The sequence below is a fragment of the Curtobacterium sp. RIT-PI-V genome, assembly GCF_025642935.1.
In the GTDB taxonomy this organism is placed as follows: domain Bacteria; phylum Actinomycetota; class Actinomycetes; order Actinomycetales; family Microbacteriaceae; genus Curtobacterium.
In genome coordinates this window covers 1-22,784 of record NZ_JANZKM010000001.1, presented here as the reverse complement: position 1 = coordinate 22,784, position 22,784 = coordinate 1, and the positions used below count along the sequence as shown (strand labels likewise).

The 22,784-nt window shown below is 71.2% G+C and carries 27 protein-coding genes; 16 read left to right on the top strand and 11 right to left on the bottom strand.

All coding sequences use genetic code 11. The annotated features are described in order from the left end of the window. The 5 genes from OGL88_RS00135 to OGL88_RS00115 all read right to left on the bottom strand — a co-directional run bounded on the left by OGL88_RS00135 (nt 1) and on the right by OGL88_RS00115 (nt 4,128). Nucleotides 1-867, bottom strand: a complete 867-nt coding sequence (locus OGL88_RS00135; protein WP_263089308.1) for an arginase family protein — start codon at nt 865-867, stop codon at nt 1-3. A 99-nt stretch (nt 868-966) separates the two neighbouring features. Next, entirely contained in the window at nt 967-1,623 is a 657-nt protein-coding gene (locus tag OGL88_RS00130) for a response regulator (RefSeq protein WP_263055102.1), read from the bottom strand. After that, a complete protein-coding gene (locus tag OGL88_RS00125; RefSeq protein WP_263089307.1) occupies nt 1,620-2,774 on the bottom strand; it encodes a sensor histidine kinase in 1,155 nt (384 codons plus the stop codon). The genes OGL88_RS00130 and OGL88_RS00125 overlap by 4 nt, the downstream gene beginning before the upstream one ends. A gap of 23 nt (nt 2,775-2,797) precedes the next feature. Then, nucleotides 2,798-3,601, bottom strand: a complete 804-nt coding sequence (locus OGL88_RS00120; RefSeq protein ID WP_263089306.1) for a hypothetical protein — start codon at nt 3,599-3,601, stop codon at nt 2,798-2,800. A gap of 176 nt (nt 3,602-3,777) precedes the next feature. Then, nucleotides 3,778-4,128, bottom strand: coding sequence for an isocitrate lyase/phosphoenolpyruvate mutase family protein (locus tag OGL88_RS00115; protein ID WP_263055099.1), 351 nt, complete (start codon nt 4,126-4,128; stop codon nt 3,778-3,780). Between the two features lie 300 nt (nt 4,129-4,428). On the opposite strand from OGL88_RS00115, the gene OGL88_RS00110 reads away from it, so the two are divergent. Both OGL88_RS00110 and OGL88_RS00105 read left to right on the top strand, forming a co-directional pair. Beyond that, the gene (locus OGL88_RS00110; protein WP_263055098.1) at nt 4,429-5,004 is read left to right on the top strand and encodes an RNA polymerase sigma factor; all 576 of its coding nucleotides are present in this window, start codon (nt 4,429-4,431) and stop codon (nt 5,002-5,004) included. Then, complete coding sequence (locus OGL88_RS00105) at nt 5,004-5,768, top strand: hypothetical protein (protein WP_263055097.1); 765 nt, start codon at nt 5,004-5,006, stop codon at nt 5,766-5,768. Before OGL88_RS00110 ends, OGL88_RS00105 begins: the two co-directional genes overlap by 1 nt. A 164-nt stretch (nt 5,769-5,932) precedes the next feature. On the opposite strand, the gene OGL88_RS00100 is transcribed toward OGL88_RS00105, so the two are convergent. Next, nucleotides 5,933-7,270, bottom strand: coding sequence for a uracil-xanthine permease family protein (locus OGL88_RS00100; protein WP_263055096.1), 1,338 nt, complete (start codon nt 7,268-7,270; stop codon nt 5,933-5,935). 81 nt (nt 7,271-7,351) lie between these two features. On the opposite strand from OGL88_RS00100, the gene OGL88_RS00095 reads away from it, so the two are divergent. After that, on the top strand, nt 7,352-9,316 hold the full coding sequence (locus OGL88_RS00095) for a M13 family metallopeptidase (protein WP_263055095.1): 1,965 nt from the start codon (nt 7,352-7,354) through the stop codon (nt 9,314-9,316). Beyond that, nucleotides 9,316-10,254, top strand: coding sequence for a serine hydrolase (locus OGL88_RS00090; RefSeq protein WP_263055094.1), 939 nt, complete (start codon nt 9,316-9,318; stop codon nt 10,252-10,254). The genes OGL88_RS00095 and OGL88_RS00090 overlap by 1 nt, the downstream gene beginning before the upstream one ends. A gap of 42 nt (nt 10,255-10,296) precedes the next feature. Here OGL88_RS00090 and OGL88_RS00085 read toward each other — a convergent pair whose 3' ends face one another. Together OGL88_RS00085 and OGL88_RS00080 are read right to left on the bottom strand one after the other, a co-directional pair. Then, nucleotides 10,297-10,725, bottom strand: coding sequence for a GNAT family N-acetyltransferase (locus OGL88_RS00085; RefSeq protein WP_263089305.1), 429 nt, complete (start codon nt 10,723-10,725; stop codon nt 10,297-10,299). A 21-nt stretch (nt 10,726-10,746) separates the two neighbouring features. Then, nucleotides 10,747-11,169, bottom strand: coding sequence for an ester cyclase (locus OGL88_RS00080; protein WP_263055092.1), 423 nt, complete (start codon nt 11,167-11,169; stop codon nt 10,747-10,749). A gap of 75 nt (nt 11,170-11,244) precedes the next feature. On the opposite strand from OGL88_RS00080, the gene OGL88_RS00075 reads away from it, so the two are divergent. Both OGL88_RS00075 and OGL88_RS00070 read left to right on the top strand, forming a co-directional pair. Beyond that, nucleotides 11,245-11,727: a MarR family winged helix-turn-helix transcriptional regulator gene (locus tag OGL88_RS00075; protein ID WP_263055091.1), complete on the top strand. Its 483-nt coding sequence runs from the start codon at nt 11,245-11,247 to the stop codon at nt 11,725-11,727. Next, nucleotides 11,724-12,707: a zinc-binding alcohol dehydrogenase family protein gene (locus tag OGL88_RS00070; RefSeq protein WP_263055090.1), complete on the top strand. Its 984-nt coding sequence runs from the start codon at nt 11,724-11,726 to the stop codon at nt 12,705-12,707. The genes OGL88_RS00075 and OGL88_RS00070 overlap by 4 nt, the downstream gene beginning before the upstream one ends. Before the next feature lie 7 nt (nt 12,708-12,714). Here OGL88_RS00070 and OGL88_RS00065 read toward each other — a convergent pair whose 3' ends face one another. Further along, nucleotides 12,715-13,413, bottom strand: coding sequence for a DUF4232 domain-containing protein (locus OGL88_RS00065; RefSeq protein WP_263089304.1), 699 nt, complete (start codon nt 13,411-13,413; stop codon nt 12,715-12,717). Between the two features lie 99 nt (nt 13,414-13,512). Between OGL88_RS00065 and OGL88_RS00060 the strand changes: the two genes are divergently transcribed. Beyond that, nucleotides 13,513-13,788: a hypothetical protein gene (locus OGL88_RS00060; protein ID WP_263055089.1), complete on the top strand. Its 276-nt coding sequence runs from the start codon at nt 13,513-13,515 to the stop codon at nt 13,786-13,788. A gap of 3 nt (nt 13,789-13,791) precedes the next feature. Here the strand turns inward: OGL88_RS00060 and OGL88_RS00055 are convergent, their stop codons facing one another. Continuing rightward, nucleotides 13,792-14,196 (bottom strand): NUDIX hydrolase, encoded by a 405-nt coding sequence (locus tag OGL88_RS00055; protein WP_263055128.1) that lies wholly within the window; start codon nt 14,194-14,196, stop codon nt 13,792-13,794. Nucleotides 14,197-14,225: 29 nt separating this feature from the next. Further along, the gene (locus tag OGL88_RS00050; RefSeq protein ID WP_263089303.1) at nt 14,226-15,548 is read right to left on the bottom strand and encodes a glutamyl-tRNA reductase; all 1,323 of its coding nucleotides are present in this window, start codon (nt 15,546-15,548) and stop codon (nt 14,226-14,228) included. A 38-nt stretch (nt 15,549-15,586) separates the two neighbouring features. Here OGL88_RS00050 and hemE point away from each other — a divergent pair, with 38 nt between their 5' ends. The 9 genes from hemE to OGL88_RS00005 form a co-directional block, all read left to right on the top strand. After that, entirely contained in the window at nt 15,587-16,702 is a 1,116-nt protein-coding gene (gene hemE / locus OGL88_RS00045) for a uroporphyrinogen decarboxylase (RefSeq protein WP_263055087.1), read from the top strand. Then, complete coding sequence (locus OGL88_RS00040) at nt 16,699-18,039, top strand: protoporphyrinogen/coproporphyrinogen oxidase (protein ID WP_308202594.1); 1,341 nt, start codon at nt 16,699-16,701, stop codon at nt 18,037-18,039. The genes hemE and OGL88_RS00040 overlap by 4 nt, the downstream gene beginning before the upstream one ends. A gap of 100 nt (nt 18,040-18,139) precedes the next feature. Further along, nucleotides 18,140-18,394 (top strand): hypothetical protein, encoded by a 255-nt coding sequence (locus OGL88_RS00035; protein ID WP_017887727.1) that lies wholly within the window; start codon nt 18,140-18,142, stop codon nt 18,392-18,394. After that, nucleotides 18,391-18,849, top strand: coding sequence for a phage holin family protein (locus OGL88_RS00030; RefSeq protein ID WP_263055086.1), 459 nt, complete (start codon nt 18,391-18,393; stop codon nt 18,847-18,849). Before OGL88_RS00035 ends, OGL88_RS00030 begins: the two co-directional genes overlap by 4 nt. A 32-nt stretch (nt 18,850-18,881) precedes the next feature. Beyond that, the gene (locus OGL88_RS00025) at nt 18,882-19,112 is read left to right on the top strand and encodes a DUF3618 domain-containing protein (RefSeq protein WP_111083767.1); all 231 of its coding nucleotides are present in this window, start codon (nt 18,882-18,884) and stop codon (nt 19,110-19,112) included. Nucleotides 19,113-19,180: 68 nt separating this feature from the next. Continuing rightward, complete coding sequence (gene hemQ / locus OGL88_RS00020) at nt 19,181-19,924, top strand: hydrogen peroxide-dependent heme synthase (RefSeq protein ID WP_228509865.1); 744 nt, start codon at nt 19,181-19,183, stop codon at nt 19,922-19,924. Continuing rightward, complete coding sequence (locus OGL88_RS00015) at nt 19,921-21,156, top strand: ferrochelatase (protein ID WP_263055085.1); 1,236 nt, start codon at nt 19,921-19,923, stop codon at nt 21,154-21,156. Before hemQ ends, OGL88_RS00015 begins: the two co-directional genes overlap by 4 nt. After that, nucleotides 21,153-22,112, top strand: a complete 960-nt coding sequence (gene hemC, locus OGL88_RS00010; protein WP_194647159.1) for a hydroxymethylbilane synthase — start codon at nt 21,153-21,155, stop codon at nt 22,110-22,112. The genes OGL88_RS00015 and hemC overlap by 4 nt, the downstream gene beginning before the upstream one ends. After that, nucleotides 22,001-22,784: uroporphyrinogen-III synthase (locus OGL88_RS00005; protein ID WP_308202595.1), on the top strand; the 784-nt coding region annotated here is incomplete at its 3' end. The genes hemC and OGL88_RS00005, both read left to right, overlap by 112 nt.

Below are 22,784 nucleotides of genomic sequence, written 5' to 3'. Positions count from 1 at the left end.
TCACCGATCCGCTCCAGGTCGCGGCTCCTGCAGCTCACCGCCGAGGCCGCCGAGGCTGGCCGTGAGGACCTCTGTCAGGAGTCGGGCATGCGTGCCGTCCGGGTCGAGATCCGGATCGTAGACGGTGATCGATGCGCCGACGGCACGGGGAGCGAGCGCGCGGAGCAGCTCGATCAGCTCGTGTGGCGTGCAGCCGCCCGGGTCGGGACTGTCGACGGCGGGCATCACCGCTGCGTCGAGCACGTCGACGTCGACCTGCAACCAGTAGCCCGCCGCACCCGCCGTCGTCCGCAGGGCCTTGACGACTGTGGCAGTGCCACGGGCGCGCCACTCCGAGGTCGGGACGACTGCGCCGAGCACAGAGCGGACCTCCGCGAGCTCGGCGTCGTCGTCGCGACAGCCGACGTGAGCAGTTCGTGCAGCATCGAAGTACGGGCCGGCACCGTCGATGTCGGCCAGCGCCGGCCAGTGGTGCCCGACGGCGGCGGCGAGGTCCTCCCCGGCCACGCTCGCGCACGCGTCGCTGTTGCCCGGGTTCCGGAAGTCGGTGTGGCCGTCGACGTGCACCAATCCGACGCCGTCCCGTCGTTTCATCGCGAGGCCAGCGCCGAGCAGCACGCTGCAGTCTCCGCCGATGACCAACGGTGCGGCTCCGGAGGCGAGCACCGTGTCGATGCGGTCGGCGAGCCGCCGCGCGTGGTCGATCACGGCGCGTTCGTTGCGAACGACACCGGGAGCACGGGTTGCGTCATCGTCGACGTAACGGCCGGGAACGACCACGCCGGCATCAGCAGCTCCCTGCTCCGCGAACCGGCGGTGGAGGCCGGCTTCGCGGAGCGCCTCGGGTGCTTTCGCCGTGCCGGGCACCGCGCCTGGCTCTGGTGGCCGCAGGCCGAGATTCGTCGGAGCAGAGACGAGCGCGATCACCCGACTGAGTGTGTCAGACCGTGCCCGCCTCGCTGTCGATCAGGTGAGGTGGTGTTCGTGGGCGTAGATCGCTGCGGCGATGCGGTTGCGGAGGCCGAGCTTGGTGAGGACTCCGGCGACGTGGGTCTTGACGGTGACCTCGCCGATGCCGAGCGCTGCGGCGATCTCGGCGTTCGACTGGCCCTTCGCGACGAGGAGGAGCACCTCGTTCTCCCGCTGGGTGAGGTTCGGGAGTGCGCGCCCGTCCGGTGCCTGCAGCGGCCCGGTGGGGAGTTGCGGTGCGAAGCGATCGAGCAGGAGCCGTGTGATGCGGGGCGCGGTCACGGCATGGCCGGCAGCGACGGCGCGGACGCCCGCGAGGAGCTCGGCGACCGGCGCGTCCTTCAACAGGAATCCGCTGGCACCGGCACGGAGCGCCCGGTAGGCGTACTCGTCGAGGTCGAAGGTGGTCAGGATCAGGATCTTCGCGTCGGGGTCGTCGGCGAGGAGTCGTCCGGTGGCTTCGAGACCGTCCATGCCGGGCATCCGGATGTCGAGGAGGATCACGTCCGGGCGAAGTGCGTTCGCCTGACGGATGGCGCTCCGACCGTCCGGGGCCTCGCCGACGACCGTGAAGTCCTCTGTGTCGTCGAGGATGAGCTGGAACCCCATCCGGATGAGGGCCTGGTCGTCGACGAGGAGCACGCGGATGGTCATGCTCGTGCTCCTCCGGGCCGGATGGCGAGGGGGATCGAAGCAGCGATCCGCCATCCACGGGTGCCATCGGGTCCCGCCTCGAGGATTCCGCCGAGCTGGGTGACGCGTTCTTCCATCCCGAGCAGTCCGGAGCCTCCGGCTCGGGTCTCGTGCGCGCCTCCGGTGCCGTCGTCTTCGATGCTGAGGACGAGCTCGTCTCGCGAGGCCGTGATGTTCACGGTGAACGTGGTCGCGCTCGCGTGCTTGAGGGTGTTCGTGATGGCCTCCTGGGTCACCCGGTACACGGCGACCCCGATCGCTGCCGGAACTCGGTCGACGGCGCCGTCGGTCTGCAGTGTGGCGCGCAGGCCGGCTGCGGTGACGAGGTCGAGCAGCGCGGGTACCCCGTCGATGCTCGGCGTGGGCAGCAGTCCATCGCTCGCTCGGATCGTCCCGACCGCGTGACGGGTGTCGGCAAGAGCCGTGCGGGCGGTGCGTTCGATCAACCCGACGGCCTCGTCCACGCGCTCCGGTTGCCGAGCCGCCCTGCCGGTACTGGCTGCCGCGAGGGTGACGATCACGGCGAGGCCGTGGGCGATGACGTCGTGCATGTCCCGCGCGATCCGGGTGCGCTCGTCGGCGACCGCGAGCAGAGTCTGCTGCTCACGTTCACGCTGTGCCCGAGCGCTCTGCTCCTGCAGGACCGCGACCACGCGGCGGTGGTTGCGGACCGACGCACCGCACGCGGTCGCCGCGAGGACGAACACGGTGAGGACGGTCAGCATCTCGGTGACGTGGAGCCCGTGCGGCCACGTGACGGACGCGGCCACCGCGCCCACCTCGGCGATCCCGACCGCGACCGCGGTGTCCCGCACCGGGCGGTGGGCGGCGACCGTCGCCAGCGCCACCAGCACGCTCACGTCCGCAGCGAGCTGCACCCCGATCGACCACTGCACGGCAGCGACGACGCTGATGCCGAAGAAGACGGCCACGGGCCATCGTCGACGCACGGTCAGCGGCGCGATCATCGTCAGCGACAGCGTGACGTACGCCACGAGCAGCGGGTCACCGGCCCGGGCGTGGAAGACCAGCTGCGGTGCCACCGCGACGGCGAGAGCACCGGCGATGACGGCATCCGCCACGATCGGGTGCGCCCGCCACCACTGCCGCACCGTGCTGTCGTGACCCAGGACCCTCACATCCCGCTGCCGTCGAAGAACGCGGCCAGGGCGGGTGCCGTGTCCGAGACGGTCGACAGGTTCGCCAGGAGCACGATCCCGAGGAACAGCAGCATCCCGGGGAGCAGGATCCCGCCGCCGGCGAGCACCCGGCGGAGATGCCGATCGGACTTCGGAGTGCGGGCACGCTGCACCCAGATCGCCACCGTCCCGGCGACGACCACGATGATCGCAGCGACCGCGGTCACGACGAGCGCTGCGTGGTAGCGGCGGAAGTCATCGATGAGTGCGGCCAACGGCGGGGTCATCGTCCCGGACGCGAGCTCACCGCGGACCTGCAGCACCGAGGTGCCGTCCATCGGCAGGAAGTTCAGCACCGATGACAGCGGCGCCACCGCACCCTGCACGTTCGCCATCACGACCAGCAGCACGACCGGGGCGATCGGAGCACCCAGGACGCCGACCAGGAACAGCCCGACGCGACGCCCCCGCGATCGCGCCCGTGCGAACGCGGTCCAGACACGTTGCCCGACCGGGACCAAGACGACCAGCAGGGCGACCGCGACGATCGCCTTCACGACGTGGAACACGGTCCAGTACGACACCGCGGCGGCCAACGGCGAACTCGACGTCCGCCCGGACCCCACCCACTGCGCGAACCCCGAGGCCACGGCTCCGGGAAGCGCCGCGACGGACAGGTGCGTCCCCGAGGCCCAACCGGCGATCGCTGCCGGCCACACGACCACTGCGATCGTGAGCGCTCCCGCCAACGTGAAGCACACCACCCCACGGCGATCCACAGTTGCCGGCGTGTTCGTCATCGTCATCATCACCCTCCACCACGTCGGGTGCATCCCGACGAGACCACGGTAGGGAGCGTGACCACACCACCGCGTCCTCCCCGGACACGAGATGTGGGGTCGGCGAACCTCCTCCTCGAGGAGGACCCGGCGGACGGAACCTGCGAGTTTCACGCCCTCGGCGCCGGCTCCGGGGATCAGTCGCGGACGACCTCGTTGATCGCGGCCCAGCCGAGCGTCGGTGGTGCCGAGACGACAGCACCCGGCGTGCCGATCATCTGTGCAGCCCAGTCGCTGGCGACGCTGTACGCGGCTTCGGCGATGGCCGATCCAGCGCTGACCCGGCTCGCCCCCGCCCGTGCGAGGTCACCGACCGACAGGGTCCCGTGCCCGAACGCGACGTTGAGGGGCAGCTCGATCGTGTCCACGAGCATCGAGATCGTGGCGGCCGACAGCGCTCCGAGCACGAAGACGCCACTGGCGCCGGCCCTGGCGTAGGCGTTCGCACGGGAGAGCGTCTCCTTCACCCAGACGTCGCTCCGGGGCACGCCCAGCAGGTGGGTGTCGACCGAGCGTTGACGAAGAGTGGGATGCCGGCGTCATCCGCAGCCTGGCGGGCTGCGCGAATGCGGTCCTCCTGTTCCGCCACCGGCCGGAGGGAGTCCTCGATGTCGGCGGTGAACGGGACGTCGACTGCCGCTGCGATCGGCCGCACGGCGTCCAGCGCGCCGTCCCGGGTCAGATCGTTGCCGTCGCGGTGGCCGCGTGACCGACGCCGGCGCTCGTCGTCGGCTGCGCCGCTCCGCAGCTGTCTGTAACGCTGGAGCCATGACCGGACACTCCAGAGTGTGAAGGACGAACAGGACGACGGCCCGCTGTGGACGCGAGCGGTCCGTGATGACGGGGCTGCGTTCGCCGCGCTGTTCGACCGGCACCGACCGCGCATCTACCGACGGGCGTTGAGCCTGACGGAGCACTCGCACGACGCCGAGGACATCACAGCGGCGGCGTTCTACGAGCTCTGGCGCAAGCGCAAGAGCGTCACCCTCGTGGCGGGTTCCGTCGCTCCGTGGTTGCTGGTCACGACGGTCAACCTGACCCAGAACCATCGACGCGCAGCGGCGCGGTACCGGAGGCTCCTCGAAGCGCTCCCTCGGGACGATCCCCAGGCTCCAGCCACGGACGCCGAAGACCTCGAGGCCCGCGAACGCCTCAGGACGACGATCCGGGGGCTCGCGCCGCAGGACGCCGCGCTGCTGGTGCTCACCGGGGTCGAGGAGATGCCGGTCTGGCAGGCGGCGCAGGCGGTCGGTCTCAAACCACCCGCGGCACGCGTGCGGCTGCACCGGATGCGGCAGCGCCTGCAACGCGACCTGCACGATCTCCGTCCCAGTGTCCGCAACGCCCCGGAAGGCACCTACTGATGAGCATCGACATGAACCCCGACGCTGCCGCGGCGGTCCGCTCGGAGCTGGCCGCCATCGGGACACGACGGAGCGCTCTGCAGCGACAGCAACGACGTGCACGCATCGGCGTCTCGATCGTCTCCGTCGCAGCGATCACGGTGACGACGAGCGCCGCCGCCCTGGTCGTCGCCGGGCTCCCGGGGACCACGACGACGGCAGCAGTCGGGCGCACGACCACTGCGACGCGCACCGGTCCCGCATTGATCGACATCGGGCAGGCTCCCGACACAGCTGGGGCCGTGATCGTCGACGTCACGTGCCGCAACGACGTCGGCATGGTCCAGGTCCCCACCGTCGGAGGGGGCACATCCGGCCTGAGTTGTCGGGACGAGGGGACGATGCGCGTCGTCGACGGCCGGCTCCCGGAGCGAGGCACGACGACGTTCAGCATCGAAGCGTCAGCGGGGACGAGGTGGACGGCGACGCTGCAGTACGCCACCGCGGTTACGTCGGACTGGGCGGTCAACGACAAGGGCCAGACCTACGGGGTCCCGAACGCGTCGGGTCACCCGGATCTGGTCCCAGGGAGGGCGGACAACGGCCGCAAGGGCTGGGTTCTGTGGAGCGAGCCGGACGGCGGCGATGTGTACGAGTCCGACGGCACGACCGTCGTCGGGCAGTGGACGGCGCGGGTCGCCGATGAGGTCCCGCTCGATCAGCGGTACATCGACGAGCAGGAGTCCGTGCAGACCGCGACCCCGTCGCCCAGCGCGCCCCGCTGAACCGGGCGAGGAGTGTGTGCGGACCGGAGCGACCAACTGGGGGGCGTCCCGGTCCGCAACGCACCACGTGACGGACGGGAGGCCCGTGGCGGCGCCGCTACGGGCCTCCCGTCCGGTGGTCCCACGTGTTCAGGCGACGGGTTTCGTCCAGCCGCCGTCCTGCGTCAGTCGACGCGCGGTTCGGCGGGGACGCCGCCGGTGGCGGCGTGCGCTTCCTCTGAGGCAGCGGGCGTCGCTTCGTCGGTGCCGCGCGCCCGCCCGATCAGGTCCATCAGGTGGTAGACGACGATCGCGGCGATGGTGCCGAGGATGATGCCGCCGAAGCTCGCCTGGCCGAACGCGAACGTGAAGTCCGCGATGCCGATGATGAGCGCGATGCCGGCCGTCAGCTGGTTCTTCGGCTTCGAGAAGTCGACCCGGTTCTCGACCCAGATCCGGATGCCGATGACACCGATCAGGCCGTAGAGGGCGGTGGTCGCACCGCCGAGCACGCCGGCGGGGACGGAGGAGATGACCGCACCGATCTTCGGGGAGAGGCCGAGCAGGACGGCCGCGATCGCAGCGACCCAGTACGCGGCGGTGGAGAAGACGCGGGTGGCGGCCATCACGCCGATGTTCTCGCCGTAGGTGGTGGTGGCGGAGCCGCCGCCGACGCCGGCCAGCACCGTGGAGACGCCGTCGGCGAAGAGCGCGCGACCGGTGAGGGGCGTGAGATCACGGCCGGTGAGCTGTCCGACGCCCTTCACGTGGCCGACGTTCTCGGCGACGAGCGCCAGCACGACCGGCACGAACGCCAGGTAGATCGCGAGCTGCGACGGGTCGAACGCGGGAGCGGTGAACGTCGGCAGGCCGATCCAGGCGGCGTCGCCGACCTTCGAGTAGTCGACCTGACCGCCGATCAGTGCAGCGACGTAGCCGACCAGGACGCCGATGACGATCGACAGTCGCCCGATCAGTCCCTTGAACAGGACGGTGACCAGGATGATCGCGGCGAGGGTGATGACCGCGACGACCGGGGCCGCCGTGAAGTTGTTCTTCGCCGCCGGAGCCAGGTTGAAGCCGATCAGGGCGACGATCGCACCGGACACCACCGGCGGCATCAGGCGGTCGATCCAGCCGGCGCCGACCAGGTGCACGACGAGCCCGACGATCGCCAGGAGTGCACCGACGACGATGATGCCCGACAGGGCGAGCGGGATGCCGCCGATCTTCGTGGCGGCGCCGATGGGCGCGATGAACGCGAACGACGACCCGAGGTAGCTCGGCAGCCGGTTGCCCGTGATGAGCAGGAACAGGATCGTGCCGATGCCGCTGAAGAGCAGGGTCGTCGACGGCGGGAAGCCGGTGAGCAGCGGCACCAGGAAGGTGGCGCCGAACATGGCGACCACGTGCTGCACCCCGAGGCCGATCGTCCGGGGCCAGGTCAGCCGTTCGTCGGGTGCCACGATCGTCGTCGCGGAGACGGTCTTGCCGTCTCCGTGCAGCTTCCACGGAAGTCCCATGCGATGACCGTACCGGCAGCCGTGCGCAGGTGACGACGGACACCGACCTGCTGCATGGCGTCGGTGGCTATCGTGGACCGCATGACCGACGTCGCACGTGCCTCCGGCATCCACACTGACGAACTCGACCCCGCGGTGCGCCCCCAGGACGACCTGTACCGCCACGTGAACGGCACCTGGATCGCCGAGACGCCGATCCCCGACGACAAGGCCCGCTACGGCTCCTTCACGGTGCTGGCCGAGGCCGCCGAACTCGCCGTCCGCGAGATCATCGAGCGCTCGCAGCAGGCCGCCCCCGGTACCGAGGAACGCAAGGTCGGTGACCTCTTCTCCTCCTTCACCGACGAAGCACGGCTCGAAGAGCTCGCCACCGCACCGATCGAGCCGCTCCTCGCCGAGATCACGGCCATCGAGTCCGTGCCCGAGCTCATCGCCACCGTCGGACGCTTCGAGCGCCTGGGCCTGCCGAGCTTCCTGCAGCTCTTCGTCGACAACGACCCGGGCGACCCCGAGTCCTACGTCGTGTTCCTCGAGCAGTCCGGTCTCGGCCTGCCCGACGAGTCCTACTACCGCGAAGAGCGCTTCGCCGACATCCGGACGAAGTACCGCGAGTTCGTCGCAGCGATGTTCCCGCTCGCCGGGTTCGAGGACGGCGGCGACCGCACCGAGCACGTCATCGCGCTCGAGACCGCCCTGGCGTCGAAGCACTGGGACAACGTCACCACCCGCGACAGCCAGAAGACCTACAACAAGCTGCCGTGGGCCGAGGTCGCGGCGCTCGCCGAGGGCATCGACCTGCAGACCTGGTGGCAGGCCATCGACGCACCGGCCGGCGCGTTCGAGACCGTCGTGGTGCGCGAGCCGTCGTTCATCACGGGCTTGGCCGAGCTGCTGCGCGACCAGCCGCTCGAGGTCTGGAAGGACTGGCTGCGCTGGCAGGTCATCCGTGGCTCGGCCGCGTACCTGACGAGCGCGTTCTCGGCAACGAACTTCTCGTTCTACGGCACCGCACTCACCGGGGCGCCGAAGCAGCGCGAGCGCTGGAAGCGCGGCGTCTCCCTGGTGGAGGGCGCGATGGGTGAGGCCGTCGGCCGGATCTACGTGCAGGAGCATTTCGACGAGACCTCGAAGGCTGCGATGGACGACCTCGTCGCCAACCTGGTCGAGGCGTACCGGCAGAGCATCACGGCGCTCGACTGGATGACCGACGAGACCCGTGCCCGTGCCCTCGACAAGCTCGACAAGTTCACGCCGAAGATCGGCTACCCGGTCAAGTGGCGCGACTACTCGGCGCTGCCGGTCGTGTCCGACGACCTCGTCGCGAACGTCCGCGCCGTCGCGTCGTTCCAGGTCGACCGCGAGCTCGGCAAGATCGGCAAGCCGATCGACCGCGACGAGTGGTTCATGACCCCGCAGACGATCAACGCGTACTACAACCCCGGTTTCAACGAGATCGTGTTCCCCGCGGCGATCCTGCAGTTCCCGTTCTTCGACGCGGAGCGCGACGCCGCCGCCAACTACGGTGCGATCGGTGCCGTCATCGGCCACGAGATCGGGCACGGCTTCGACGACCAGGGCTCGCAGTACGACGGCGACGGCAAGCTCGAGAACTGGTGGACCGAGGCCGACCGCACGGCGTTCGAGGAGCGCACGAAGGCCCTCATCGCCCAGTACGACGCGCTCATCCCGACCGAGGTGCCGGACGGCCACGTCAACGGTGCCCTGACGATCGGCGAGAACATCGGCGACCTCGGCGGCCTGTCGATCGCGTGGAAGGCGTACCTGCTGTCGCTCGACGGCCAGGAGCCCCCGGTCGTCGACGGCCTGACCGGTGCCGAGCGGTTCTTCCTGAGCTGGGCGCAGGCGTGGCAGATGGCGATCCGTCCGGAGGAGGCCGCGCGCCTGCTGTCGATCGACCCGCACTCGCCGAACGAGTTCCGGTGCAACCAGGTCGTCCGCAACATCGACGGCTACTACGACGCGTTCGGCGTGACCGAGAAGGACGCGATGTTCCTCGACCCCGCCGAGCGCGTCGCGATCTGGTGATGGTGGAGCCGGACGCGGCTCGGTCGTCACGCCGTCGGCGGCCGGAGGATCGCTCGGGTGGTGGCGGTCGGGCCCGCGGTCGGCACAGCGGTCGGCCGGACGACCGGTTCGGCGCGACGACCGAGGCCCTCGGCGCGCTCGCCCTCGACGGCGCCGGGGTCAGCGCCTCGGTGATCGACACCTCGTCGGGCAAGGCCCTGCTCGCGGTCGACGACACCCTGGTGCAGCCCGTCGCGAGCCTCGGGCGCGTGCTGTTGCTGATCGAGGTCGCGGCGCAGCTCGAGGACGGCCGCCTGCACGGCGACCGCCTCCAGCGCATGGCGCGGGACACCGCGACCGGTGCCGGCCTGTGGCAGTTCCTGCAGGAGCCGACGATGCAGGTGCCCGACCTGGCGACCCTGGTCGGTGCCACCGGTGACACGTGGGCGATGAACGCACTGCTGTCGACGGTCGGCATCGACGCCGTCCGCGAGCGTGCGGAGTCGCTCGGCATCGAACGGACCGCGCTGATCGACCGGGTACGCGACCGTCGTGGTCCGGACGACGCCCCGGATGCCTCGGTGGCTCCGACGGGTGAGCTCGCGTGGGTGATGCGTGGACTTGCGCTCGGTGAGGTCGTGGACGAAGCGGTCTCGAACCGGGTGCTCGGGTGGCTGTCGCTGGCGAGTGACCTGAACCTGGTCGCCGGCTCGTTCGGCCTCGACCCCCTGGCGCACCGTGCGCTCGACCACGGGTTGCAGGTCGTCGCGGTCACCGGGTCGAGCACGGGCGTCCGCGCCGAGGCCGGGATCCTGCGGGGGCCCGGGTCGTCGGTCAGCTACGCGGTGACGGTGACGTTCGACGACGCCTCGTTGCAGCGGCGCCTCGCGGTCATCGAGGCGTTGCGGACCATGGGCACCGAGCTGCTCGAGGCAGTGCACGCCCCGGCCCACCGCTGATCCGGGCGGGCGCAGTCCCACGTCGGTGCGGTGTCGTTCCGCTCAGCGGAGCAGCACGAACGAGCGCAGCGGCCGCGGCTCGACGTCGTGCACCTCGATGAACCCGCGCGACTCGTAGAAGGCCCGCTGGCCCGGTTCGGCGTCGGTCAGCAGGACGGTCTGCCGGATGCCCTCGTACCGACGGAGCACCGCATCGAGCAGCGCACCGCCGATGCCGAGCCGATGCGCTGACGGCACGACGAGCACGTCCTGCACGTACACGACGGTCACCCCGTCGGAGATCGTGCGGACGAGACCGAGCAGCCGACCGGCAGCGTCGCGGGCGGTCAGCACCGAGTGGGATCCGGCGATCGAAGCCGTCAGGGCCGCGGGATCATCGGTGTAGGCGGTCCACCCGACGGCGTCGTACAGCGCCACGACCTCGTCCGTGCATGGTCGTTCGTCCCTGATCGTGCTGGCCACGGTGACCATCCTGCCGGCGTTCTGTGGAGTTCAGACGACGGACAACGGGAGTGCCCCGATCTGACCGAGCAGCCCCATCAAGTCCGGCTGCCCGACCTCGTCGACGATCAGGCCGTCGGCGAAGCGGTAGAAGTTGCTCGCGTGGACGGCCACCGGCAGCCCGGTGGGGGCTGTCCCGAGGAAGTCGCCGTCGTGCGTGCCCCGGAGCTCGAACCGCGCTGCGACGGCGTCGCCCTCGACGACGAGCCGCTCGATGCGCCACTGGACGTCCGAGAACGCGCTCCGCATGATCGCCAGGATCTGCAGGTACCCCTCGAGGCCACGAAACGGCTCCGGCGAGAACGGCGTGAGGAACTCCGCGTCGTGTGAGATCACCTGACGGCCGATCGACGCGTCGCCGGTGTTGATGAAGTCGACGAATCGCTGCATGGCGGTGTGGGTGTCGGTGGTCATGGTGGTCCTGTCGACGGAGCGAGCGTGCGTGAGCCGACTACTTTACATAGCAAGCAACGAGGGTAGGATCGCCGCATGAGCGTGCAACCGACCTCCCGCAGCGAGACAGCCGGGAACGAGCGAGGATCTCGTGCCCGCGCGTACTTCACCGCCCTGGTACGGCACGAGACCGATCTGTGGAACACGGTGGAGCGGCGGATGCGCGGGGAGGGCGTGTTGAGCCTGGCCCGCTTGGAGGTCCTGCGCGTCGTCGACGCGGCGCCGACGGGAGCGCGTGTGCAGGACGTCGCGACCGGGGTCGGCACGTCGATCGCAGCGGCCAGTCGTCTCCTCGACCGACTCGCCGCCGACGGTCTCGTCGAACGAGCGACGGATCCGGGTGACCGCCGCAGCGTGCGCAGCACCCTCTCACTCCGGGGTCGGGAGGCCGTCGCCGTGGCGCAGGAGCGATTCGAGGCGGCGCTGGACACCGTGCTCGCCGCCGCTGACGTCGAGGCGATCGCCTCCGCGACTGCCGCCCTTGGGCGGCTGCAGGCCGCGCTGGAGGGTGCGCGATGACGGCGACGATGCGCGCCGTGGTCATCGATGCGCCCGGTGGTCCCGAGGTCCTGCGACTGCGTGAGGTCCCGGTACCCATCCCCGTTCCGGGCCTGGTGCTGATCCGGGTGGAGGCCTTCGGCCTGAACCGATCCGAGCTGCACTTCCGCCGGGGCATGGGGCACTTCGGGAGTTTCCCGCGGGTGCCCGGGATCGAAGCGGTGGGGACCGTGGTGGCAGCACCCGGCGGCGAGTACGCGGTCGGAACGCAGGTCGCCGCCCTGATGGGAGGGATGGGCCGCGACCACGACGGCGGCTACGCCGAGTACACCCTCGTTCCGGCCAGCAGCGTCGTGCCGTTCACGAGCACCCTCGACTGGGCCACGATCGGTGCCGTCCCCGAGATGCTGCAGACCGCGCACGGCTCCCTCACGGTTGGTGTGGACGCGCAGCCGGGCGACACGCTCCTGGTCCGTGGCGGCACCTCGTCGGTCGGGCTCGCGTGCATCGTCCTGGCGAAGCAGCAGAACATGACCGTCATCGCCACCAGCCGCAACCCGGACCGTACCGAGCGGCTGCACCGCGCAGGCGCCGACCACGTCGTGATCGACACCGGCAGCATCGCCGACGCGGTCCGCCGGATCGTGCCGGCCGGGGTCGACGGTGCCGTGGAGCTCATCGGTACCGACACCCTGCCCGACACGTTGCGGGCCACCGCCGTCCACGGCACCGTGTCCTTCACCGGGATGCTCTCCGATGTCTGGACCATCCCCGACTTCTACCCGATGGACGTGATCCCCAACGGGGTCCGACTCACCGCGTACTCCGGTGCAGCCAGCGACCTGCCGGCACCGGTGTTGCAGGGTTTCCTCGACGCCGTGGCAGCAGGGACCACGACGGTACCGATCGCGAAGGTCTACCCGCTCGAGGACATCGTGCAGGCCCACTGCGACATGGAGGACGGGGCTCGCTCCGGGAAACTCGTGGTCACCACCCGCTGACCGTCCGCTACGACGTCGCCTGACCCTCCGGCACGAGCGCCTGCACGGACAGCACGGACGCATCGGCGGACGAGCACGCCTGGTAGTCGGTGTCCTTCACGAACAGCGACTGCTCGGATCCGGGCGGGTACACGCGGAAGCCGTCCGGGGTCCTCGGCGAGCAGTCGGCCTTCGAGTAGTTCCCGGCCTGGACGATCTTGAGCGGGGCCACGGCGGTCTGCCCGGCGGTCAGGGTCACGGTCGGGTGCGGTGAGCTCTTCTCCTGCGTCGCCGCGGCACCGATCTGACTGCCGTTGCCACCGCCGACGAACGAGACGCCCGGCCACCCCTGCAGCGTGCAGGTCGCCGAACCGGTGTTCCGCAGGGCGAGGTGCACGATGACGCTGCCGGCCGCACCGCCGCTGCCCGGCTCGATGCTGGCGGCGAGCGAGGACGCGGTACAGCGACTGCCAGCGGCCGACCCGGATCCCGACGACCCGGATCCGGAGGACCCAGCACCGGCACCGGCCGATGCCGAAGCGCCGGACGACGGGGTCGCGGACGACGACGACGCCGACGAGGACGACGACGCGGACGGCGACGGCGCGGGTGCGGTCACCGTCTCGGTGGCGGAGGGTTCCCCGCCCGAGGCGCAACCCGCCAACGCCCCGACTGCGACGAGCCCGGTGACGGCGAGCAGGAACTTCGATCGGCTGCTGCGTTGCATGGTGCTCAGGCAACCACCACCGGGAGATCGCGGTTCGGTCGGCGTCCAGGGACCGCGAGCACACTCCGGAGCAGGGAACCCGAGCAGCGGAGGTCGGACATGACGGGCAAGCACGAACAGGCACGTGGCGACGAGGGCCGCGCGGACGGGGTCGAGACCCGCGCAGGTGCCTTCACGGACAGCGAGATCCCGGGCGAGGGGCACGTCGAGTCGACGGAGCCGATCGGGGAGTTCGTCTCGAGCGACATCCCCGGGGAGACAAGTCCGACCGGAACCGGACCCGACGGCGAGTACGTCGACTCGGACATCCCGGGTGAGGCCGAGCCGGCCCAGAACGGCGAGGTCGGCGAGTACACCGACACCGACAAGGCCTGACGACTAGTCGATGCGCTCCGCCGCCACCAGGCGGCGGAGCGTCTCCACGCCCGCTGGCGGGCAGCGATCTGCGTCCGCCGAGGTGACCCACTCGACCTCGTCCACCTCGGCCGAGGCGACGGGCGTGGCGGAGTCCAACGGGCCTCCCGGTCGGACCAGGAACAGGGTCATCGCGACCATGGTGCCGGGCGCCTGCCCGTGGGCGGGTTCGAGGACGACGCCGAACGGGTCGACGTCCTCGGCGGCGACCCGCAACCCGGTCTCCTCGTGGGCTTCACGGATGACGGCGTCGACGTCGGTCTCGTGCGGCTCGGCCTTGCCGCCGGGCAGGTAGAGCACGTCGCGCGCTCGCGCGCGCACCATCAGCACCCGTCGATCACGGATCAGCAGGAGCGCACTGACACGCAGCGTGGGTGGTTGCGAGCCTGTCTGGAGGCTCAGCTCGCGTCCGCCTGGTCGTCGCGTTCCGAGACGGTCGGGTCCAGGGCGGTGCGATCGGCGAGCGGGACGACGGGCGCCGGCAGCTCCGCCTCGGGCTCGGGCCGCACGCCGAACAGGGCGTCGATGGCCCCGACGAACTCCTCGCCACGACCGGCGCGGCCGAGCTCACGTGCCCGGACCGAGGGGCGGTGCAGCAGGACGCCGACCAGGTGCCGGAGCGCCCGCTCGGTGTGCTCGGCGGACTCGCCGTCGGCGTCACCGCGGCGCTTCGCGCGGTCGATCTCGTCGTCGAGGATGTCGAACACGTGCTTGCGGAAGGCGACCAGGGCTGGGGTGGTCGACTGCTCGAGTGCCTGCGCCCGGAAGCGGGACACGGCGTCGTCGACCATCGCGCGGGCCTCGGACTCGGCGTTCAGCTCGGAGATAGGGGCGTGCAGGCTGATGGTCTCGAGGTCGAGCAGCTCGACACCGTCCACACCGGCAGCGGCCGGGTCGACGTTGCGGGGGAGTCCGAGGTCGATGACGATGCGACGGATGCCGTCGTCGAGGTCGTCCGGTGCGACGACCGGGACCTCGCTCGACGTGCAGGTGATCACGACGTCGCTGGTGCCGATCGCGTGGCGCAGGTCACGTGCGGCGACGAGGTCGTGCTTCGCGGCGAACCAGGCGGCACGGCCCGAGGGGGAGAACACCTGGATGTGCACGGCGCCGCGGTCGCGCAGGGCCGCGATGGTGGTGGCCGCGTAGCTCCCGGTGCCGATCAGCAGCACGCGGGTGTGCGCCCAGTCGGTGACGCGTGACGACGCGAGCTGCAGGCCGAGGCGCACCAGCGAACGACCGGCGGCCCCGATCCGGGTGCGGGTCTTGACGCCGCGCGAGGTGTGGGCCGCCTCTTGGAACAGCCGCTCGAGGTCCGAGGTGGTGGTGCCGTTGCTCCGGGCGTCCTCCAGCGACCGGCGGACCTGCCCGGAGATCTCGGTCTCGCCGACGACGACGGACTCGAGTCCGCTCGACACGGCGAACAGGTGCTGCACGACGTCCTTGCCGCCGAGCACGTTGACCGAATCACGCAGTTCGGTGGCGTCCAGATCGCTCGCGGCGGCCACGGCCTGCACGGTGGCGGCGACGGCGGAGTCGCGGTCGTCGCCGGCGATGTCGAGGTAGGCCTCGAAACGGTTGCAGGTGGCGAGGACGACGGCGCCGTCCAGGACGTCGGAATCCGTGACGAGGTGGCCTGCTGCGGCCGGGGCAGCGATGCTCAGTCGCTCCAAGAGGTCGAAGCTGGCGTTGCGATGCGACGCCGTGAGACAGATGAGCACGTAGCCAATGGTAACGCGCTCGATGGGACAATCATCCGGTGACCGACGCGACGACCACATCCCTCCCCGACTCCCACCCCCTGGCATCAGGGCGGACGAGTGGGTCCCGCCTCGTCCGGGCCCTGCGGGGTGACCGTCCGGAGACGCTGCCGGTGTGGTTCATGCGGCAGGCCGGTCGGTCGTTGCCCGAGTACCGCGAGCTCCGGGTGGGCACGGCCATGCTCGACGCGTGCCTCGACCCCGAGATGGCGTCGGAGATCACGCTGCAGCCCGTCCGCCGGCACGGGGTGGACGCCGGCATCTTCTTCAGCGACATCGTCGTGCCGATCAAGCTCGCGGGCGTGGACGTCGAGATCGTCCCCGGTCGCGGCCCCGTGCTCGGCTCACCGATCCGCACCGCGGCGGACGTCGACGCCCTCGAGCCGCTGGACCCGGCGGCCCTCGAACCGATCCGGCAGGCGGTGGCCCGCACGGTCGAGCAGCTCGGCGACACCCCGCTGATCGGATTCGCAGGCGCACCCTTCACGCTCGCCGCGTACCTGGTCGAGGGCGGCCCGTCGAAGGACCACATCCGTGCACGCACCCTCATGCACGCGGAGCCGGAGACCTGGTCGCGGTTGCTGGCCTGGGCGGCCGGGGTGTCGGGGGCGTTCCTCCGGGCCCAGGTGCTCGCCGGGGCCTCGGCCGCACAGCTCTTCGACTCGTGGGTCGGGTCCCTGTCGCGCGCCGACTACGTCCGGTACGTCGCACCGCACTCGGCGCAGGCGCTGTCCCACGTGACCGACCTGGGCGTGCCGCGCATCCACTTCGGCGTCGGCAGCGGCGAGGTCCTCGCCGACATGACCACGCTCGGCACCGACACGGTCGGCGTCGACGCGGTCGGGGTCGACTGGCGGCTCCCGCTCGACGAGGCCGTCCGCCGCGTCGGCACCGGCGTCAGCGTGCAGGGCAACATCGACCCGGCGATGCTCGCGGCCCCGTGGGAGGTCCTCGAAGCGCACGTGCGCGAGGTCGTCCGCCGCGGTGGCGCCGCCCGCGCCCACGTCGTGAACCTCGGCCACGGTGTGCCGCCGGAGACCGACCCGACGGTGCTGACGCGTGTCGTCGAGCTGGTCCACTCGCTCGGTGACGGGACCGACGGGTCTGCCGCGTGACCGACGTCGTCGTGGTCGGCGGCGGGATCGCCGGACTCGTCACGGCTCGTGACCTGGCGAAGGGCGGCGCGGACGTCGTGCTCGTCGAGTCGTCCGGAGTGCTGGGCGGCATGATCCGGCGGCACACGGTCGGCGGCCTCGACCTCGACATGGCGGCGGACTCGTTCGCCACCCGCACCGACGCCGTCGGCCGCCTGGCGATCGAACTCGGGCTCGGCAACGACGTCGTCGCCCCGGACCCGCGCGGCGCCTGGTTGATGACCCGTGACGGTCGGACGTCGCCGATCCCCGCGACCGGGCTCCTCGGCATCCCGAGCACCCCGATGGCCGCCGACGTGCTCGCCGTCGTCGGGCAGAAGGGCGGGCTCCGCGCACAGATGGACTCGCTGCTGCCCGGACCCGTCGGCGCCAAAGCGGAGTCCCTGGGCGAACTCGTCCGGCGGCGCATGGGCGAACGGGTCCTCGACGACCTGGTCGTCCCGATCGCCGGCGGGGTGCACTCCACCCACCCGGACCAGCTCGACCCGGAGCGGGTGGCTCCCGGCCTCCGCGCGGCACTGCTCCGCGAGGGCTCGCTGGCCCGCGCGGTCCTGGCACTCCGGGCCCGTGCTGCCGCCGGTACCCCGGTGCAGGGGATCCGCGGCGGGATCGTCCGGCTCGTGGACGAACTCGTCGCCGACATGGAGACCTACCGCGTCGACGTCCGGTTGCACACCCGGGCGACCCGGATCGAGGCGCACGCGGTCGAGGTCGTCTCCGCCGACGGCACGGTCGAACGCCTGCCCGCCCAGCACACCCTGTCGTCGGTGCCCGATCCCGAGCGCACCGAGGCGCCGGACCGGACCGGCATCGAGCTCGTCACGCTCGTCGTCGACCAGCCCGAACTCGACGCTGCCCCCCGCGGGACCGGGATGCTCGTGCACCCGGATGCGCAGGCCGTGTCGGCGAAGGCCCTGACGCACGCGACGGTGAAGTGGCCGTGGCTCGCCGAGGCGGCTGCGGGCCGCCACGTGCTGCGCCTGAGCTACGCGACGCCCGGTGTCGCGACCGATGCGCACGGCGCGAGCGGTCCGGCCGACGCGGCCACGAGCCTCCCGGTCGACCCGGACGGACCCGTCGGCACCCGGGCGCTGCACGACGCGGCCACGCTGCTCGGCGTCCCCCTGACGGCGACGCACGTCGTGGGCGCTGCGCGCGTCCGTTGGCACGGTCCGGACCTGACCGCTGCCGGCCTCGGAGCGGGCGTCATCGGTGTCGGCGAGGTCGCGACCGGTCGGGGCCTGGCCGGGATCATCGCGGCCGCCCGCACCGCCGCTGGACAGATCCTGGATTCCTGAGCGGACCCCGGAGCGCCCTGGGGCTACTGTTGGTGAGACCGTCGGACGTATTCCGTTCGACGCATGACCACCGCACACTGAACCAACGGAGGAATCGCACATGCGCGGAAAGCTCCTGTTCGTCGCCGGCGCCGCACTCGGGTACGTCCTGGGATCGCGAGCCGGACGGGCGCGGTACGAGCAGATCAAGACCGTCAGCGGCAAGGTCTGGAACAGCAACGGCGTCCAGAAGGGCGTGCACGTCGCTGAGGACTTCATCGCCGACAAGACCCCGGACGTCGCCGAGTTCATCGGTGAGACGACCAAGAAGGCCGTCCGCAAGGTCGGCCAGAAGAAGGACACCACCACCTCATGACCGACACCCGCGACCGCAAGTCGCGTTCGCTGTTCGGTCTGGTGGGCGACGTCCCGAAGCTCGTCAAGGGCCTGGTCAAGGGTGAGATCGACCTGCTCAAGGCCGAGATGCTCACGAAGGCCAAGATCTTCGGGCTCGCCGCGGGGCTGCTGGTCGGCGCACTCGTCATCGTGCTCTACGCGATCGGCGTGCTCTTGACCGCCGCCGTGATGGGCCTTGCGACCGTGATGCCGGCCTGGCTCGCAGCGCTCGTGATCGCCGTGGTGATGCTGATCGTCGCCGCCATCCTCGGGTGGATCGGCTGGAAGCGCCTGCAGAAGGGCCTCCCGATCACGCCGAAGCGCACGATCGACAGCGTCAAGAACGACATCAACGCGGTGAAGGGGATGGGCAAGAAGCCCACCCCGCCGAACCAGTACGGCAGCCGCAAGCCGGACGTCGGCGGCCGGTTCTGAGCCCCGACAGCCGCACCACCGACGGAGGAACCGTGACCGATCCGCACGACGATCTCGCAGACCGCGTCGCCGCGACCCGCGCCCAGCTGTTCGACACCCTCGACGCGATCGAGGACAAGCTCAACGTGCCGAAGCAGATCGGCATCGCGGCGTCGAAGGTCAAGCGCGGCATCGACGAGAAGCCGGTCCCGTACCTGGCCGGGCTCGCAGCCGGAGTAGCGGTGGTCGGGGGTATCGTCGTGATGGTGCTCCGACGGCGGTAGACCGCCCGAGCGCGGTCCACCGGGTGCGGGGCGGCCACAACCCTGGCAACCGATAGGACAAAGGATCCATGAGTTCCGACGCGCCCGCTCCTGCTACTGCGCACACCTCTCCGCACGAGACCGACCCCGCGACGGGGATCGATCCCAACCTCATGACGGCGTACGCCCTCTGGGCCGTGTTCCGCAGGCCGCTCGGCCCGGTCCACCGCGTCGGTGACGACGCCGTGGCCGAGCTCGACGCCGTCATCGCGTCCGCTGCCGAGCGCGGGGTGACCGTCCGTGGCTTCTACGACGTCTCCGGCTTCCGTGCCGACGCCGACGTCATGATCTGGCTGCACGGCGACGACGCGCAGGTCATCCAGGCCGTGCTGCGCGAGATCCGCCGCACCGGGCTGTTCCAGGACACCGAGCCGGTGTGGCACGTCATGGCGATGCACCGCGAAGCCGAGTTCAACAAACGGCACACCCCCGCCTTCCTGCGCGGCAAGGACCCCGAGGCGTGGATCACGGTGTACCCCTTCGTCCGCTCCTTCGAGTGGTACCTGTTGCCCGAGGACGAGCGCTCGAAGATGCTGCGCGACCACGGGATCGCCGGCGCCAAGTACCGCCGTGTCCTCACGAACACCATCGCCACCTTCGCCCTGAGCGACTACGAGTGGATCCTGCCGCTCGAGAGCCCCGAGCTCGTCGACCTCGTCGACCTCATGCGCGACCTGCGTGCCACCGAGGCCCGTCTGCACGTGCGCGAAGAGGTCCCCTTCTTCACGGGTCGTCGCGTGACGACCGCCGAACTCCCGGAGGTGCTGTCATGACCGACACCAGCCTGATCACGAACGGTCAGCCCGTCCTCGCCGCCACCCCGGCGGCCGCTTCCGGTCCGGAGCACGTCGAGGTCCCGACCGCGTACGACGCGATCCTGCTCGCCGGCTTCGGTGGCCCCGAGGGCCAGGACGACGTCATCCCCTTCCTGCGCAACGTCACCCGCGGCCGCGGGATCCCGGACGAGCGTCTCGAGGAGGTGGCGCACCACTACCGCCACTTCGGCGGCGTGAGCCCGATCAACGCGCAGAACCGCGCACTGAAGGCGGCACTCGAGGCCGAGCTGGCATCGCGCGGCATCGACATGCCGGTGCTCTGGGGCAACCGCAACTGGGAGCCCTACCTCGAGCAGGCCTTCACCGAGGCCGCCGACAAGGGCTACAACAAGCTCATCGCGATCGCCACGAGCGCCTACTCGTCGTTCTCGAGCTGCCGCCAGTACCGCGAGGACTACGCGCGCGTGCTCGACGAGACCGGTCTGCTCGGCACCATCGAGATCGACAAGATCCGGCAGTTCTTCGACCACCCCGGCTTCGTCCGCCCGTTCGTCGACGGCGTCCGTGACGGCATGGCGAAGGCCATCGCCGAGAATGCTCAGCTCGACGTCGCGACCGAGCTGCACGTGCTGTTCTCGACCCACTCGATCCCGTCGACCGACGCCGCGAAGTCCGGCCCGGACTACCGCGGCTTCGACGAGCACGGCGCCTACGAGGCCCAGCACCTCGCCGTCGCGCAGGTCGTCCTCGACCAGGCGTGGGCGGAGCTGCTCGAGCAGCCCGAGCACGCACACCTGCAGGGCACGTCCAAGCCCGCGTGGAAGCTCGTGTACCAGTCGCGCTCCGGCCCCCCGACGCAGCCGTGGCTCGAGCCCGACATCAACGACTACATGAACGAGGAGCTCAAGGGCGGCTCGACCCGCGCCGTGCTCATCGTCCCGCTCGGCTTCGTGAGCGACCACATGGAGGTCATGTGGGACCTCGACGAGGAAGCCACCGAGACCGCGCAGGAGCTCGGCTTCTGGTCGGTCCGCACGCAGACCCCCGGTGTCGACCCGGCCTACGTCTCCGGACTCGTCGACCTGGTGCTCGAGCGCGTCAACGGCACCCCGACCAGTGAGCGTCCGCACCTGACCGACATCGGTCCCTGGTACGACGTCTGCCGCCCGGGCTGCTGCGAGAACGTCCGCGCCGGCTTCAAGCCCGCGGCCGCCGGCGTCGCCCCGTGACCGACGCTCCGACCCCGATCCGGCTGGGCACCCGCGCCAGCCGGCTCGCGGTCGCGCAGTCGCAGGACGTCGCCGACCGCCTGGCAGCGGCGGCCGGTCGTCCGGTCGAGCTCGTCACGGTCACGAGCGAGGGCGACACGAACCGCGCATCGCTCGCGTCGCTGGGCGGCACCGGTGTGTTCGCCAGCGCCCTGCGCGAGGCCCTGGTCGCCGGCGAGGTCGACGTCCTGGTGCACTCGCTCAAGGACCTGCCTACCGCGCCGTACCCGGGCCTGACGATCGCTGCCGTGCCGAAGCGTGCCGATGCCCGCGACGTCCTCGTCGCGCGGAACGGCGCGACCGTCGAGAGCCTGCCCGAGGGTGCGAAGGTCGGCACCGGTTCACCGCGTCGCGTCGCGCAGCTCAAGGCGAAGCGCCCCGACCTGGACGTCATCGACATCCGCGGCAACATCGACACCCGCCTGGGCCGGGTGGACGACGACCTCGACGCCGTCGTGCTCGCCGCCGCCGGGCTCACCCGCATCGACCGGCTGTCGGCCGCCACCGAACTGCTCGACCTCGGCTTCTGGCCGAGCGCTCCGGGACAGGGCGCGCTGGCGATCGAGACCCGTGCCGGTGAAACCGACACGAACCTGCTCGCCGCCCTGCGCAAGATCGAGCACGCCCCGACCCGCCTGACGGTGTCGGCCGAGCGCGAGGTCCTGGCGAAGCTCGAGGCCGGCTGCTCCGCCCCGATCGGCGCGACCGCGGTCGTGGACGCCGAGCTCCTGCTCGTCTCCGCCACCGTCTACAGCCCGGACGGCGCCGAGTACCGCACGGCGTCGCACGCGGCCGTGCTCGAGGGATCCGCGCAGGACCGCCTTGCCGAAGCACTCGAGGTCGGCGGCCGCGTGGCCGCCGAGCTGCTCGAGAACGGTGCCGGCGACCTGGCGGACCTCGCCGACTCGGTGAAGTAGAGCCCGTCACGGACACGCCCGCTCCCGTCGTCGTCATCCCCCGGGGTGGCGCGTGGGGCGAGCGCGTCGCGGCGGCGGCTCGGCAGCGCGGCCTCGACCCGCGGATCGTCCCGCTCATCGCGACCGAGCCGCCGCTCGACGACGGCCCCCTCGACCGTGCCGTCGCCCGCTTGGCCGGGTACGCGTGGGTGGTGGTGACCAGTGCGACCGCCGTGACGGTGCTCGCAGAACGCGTGGCGGGCCTCCCGTCCGGTGTCCGCGTTGCGGTGGTCGGCGAGCCGACCGCCCGTGCCGCGCGTGCTGCGGGCTGGGTCGTCGACCTCGTGCCGGAGCAGGCCTCGGCCGCTGCCCTCGTCGGGGCCCTGCCGGACACCGACGGCGCCGTGCTCTTCCCGCGGTCCGAGATCGCCGCGCCGACCCTCGTCGACGGACTGCGGGCCCGCGGCATCGACGTGGACGACGTGGTCGCGTACCGTACCGTGGGGACCGGCGACGAGCCGATCACCCTCGACGCGGTGCCCGACGCGGTGCTCGTGACGAGCGGCAGCGTCGCCCGCGAGATCGCCCGCCGGATGACCCCGCTCGACCCCCGCACCCTCGTGGCCTGCATCGGCCCCGGAACCGCCGCCGACGCGCGCGCGGCCGGACTGCCGGTCCACGTCGTCGGACCCA

What these genes read in the sequence shown, in the direction of transcription:
- hemQ (WP_228509865.1), top strand. Translation starts at nt 19,181, where the DNA reads ATGAGTTCCGACGCGCCCGCTCCTGCTACTGCGCACACCTCTCCGCAC.
- OGL88_RS00035 (WP_017887727.1), top strand. Translation starts at nt 18,140, where the DNA reads ATGCGCGGAAAGCTCCTGTTCGTCGCCGGCGCCGCACTCGGGTACGTC.
- OGL88_RS00015 (WP_263055085.1), top strand. Translation starts at nt 19,921, where the DNA reads ATGACCGACACCAGCCTGATCACGAACGGTCAGCCCGTCCTCGCCGCC.
- OGL88_RS00080 (WP_263055092.1), bottom strand. Translation starts at nt 11,169, where the DNA reads ATGACCACCGACACCCACACCGCCATGCAGCGATTCGTCGACTTCATC.
- OGL88_RS00105 (WP_263055097.1), top strand. Translation starts at nt 5,004, where the DNA reads ATGAGCATCGACATGAACCCCGACGCTGCCGCGGCGGTCCGCTCGGAG.
- OGL88_RS00085 (WP_263089305.1), bottom strand. Translation starts at nt 10,725, where the DNA reads ATGGTCACCGTGGCCAGCACGATCAGGGACGAACGACCATGCACGGAC.
- OGL88_RS00060 (WP_263055089.1), top strand. Translation starts at nt 13,513, where the DNA reads ATGACGGGCAAGCACGAACAGGCACGTGGCGACGAGGGCCGCGCGGAC.
- OGL88_RS00130 (WP_263055102.1), bottom strand. Translation starts at nt 1,623, where the DNA reads ATGACCATCCGCGTGCTCCTCGTCGACGACCAGGCCCTCATCCGGATG.
- OGL88_RS00100 (WP_263055096.1), bottom strand. Translation starts at nt 7,270, where the DNA reads ATGGGACTTCCGTGGAAGCTGCACGGAGACGGCAAGACCGTCTCCGCG.
- OGL88_RS00075 (WP_263055091.1), top strand. Translation starts at nt 11,245, where the DNA reads ATGAGCGTGCAACCGACCTCCCGCAGCGAGACAGCCGGGAACGAGCGA.
- OGL88_RS00070 (WP_263055090.1), top strand. Translation starts at nt 11,724, where the DNA reads ATGACGGCGACGATGCGCGCCGTGGTCATCGATGCGCCCGGTGGTCCC.
- OGL88_RS00120 (WP_263089306.1), bottom strand. Translation starts at nt 3,601, where the DNA reads ATGACGAACACGCCGGCAACTGTGGATCGCCGTGGGGTGGTGTGCTTC.
- OGL88_RS00030 (WP_263055086.1), top strand. Translation starts at nt 18,391, where the DNA reads ATGACCGACACCCGCGACCGCAAGTCGCGTTCGCTGTTCGGTCTGGTG.
- OGL88_RS00065 (WP_263089304.1), bottom strand. Translation starts at nt 13,413, where the DNA reads ATGCAACGCAGCAGCCGATCGAAGTTCCTGCTCGCCGTCACCGGGCTC.
- OGL88_RS00090 (WP_263055094.1), top strand. Translation starts at nt 9,316, where the DNA reads ATGGTGGAGCCGGACGCGGCTCGGTCGTCACGCCGTCGGCGGCCGGAG.
- OGL88_RS00095 (WP_263055095.1), top strand. Translation starts at nt 7,352, where the DNA reads ATGACCGACGTCGCACGTGCCTCCGGCATCCACACTGACGAACTCGAC.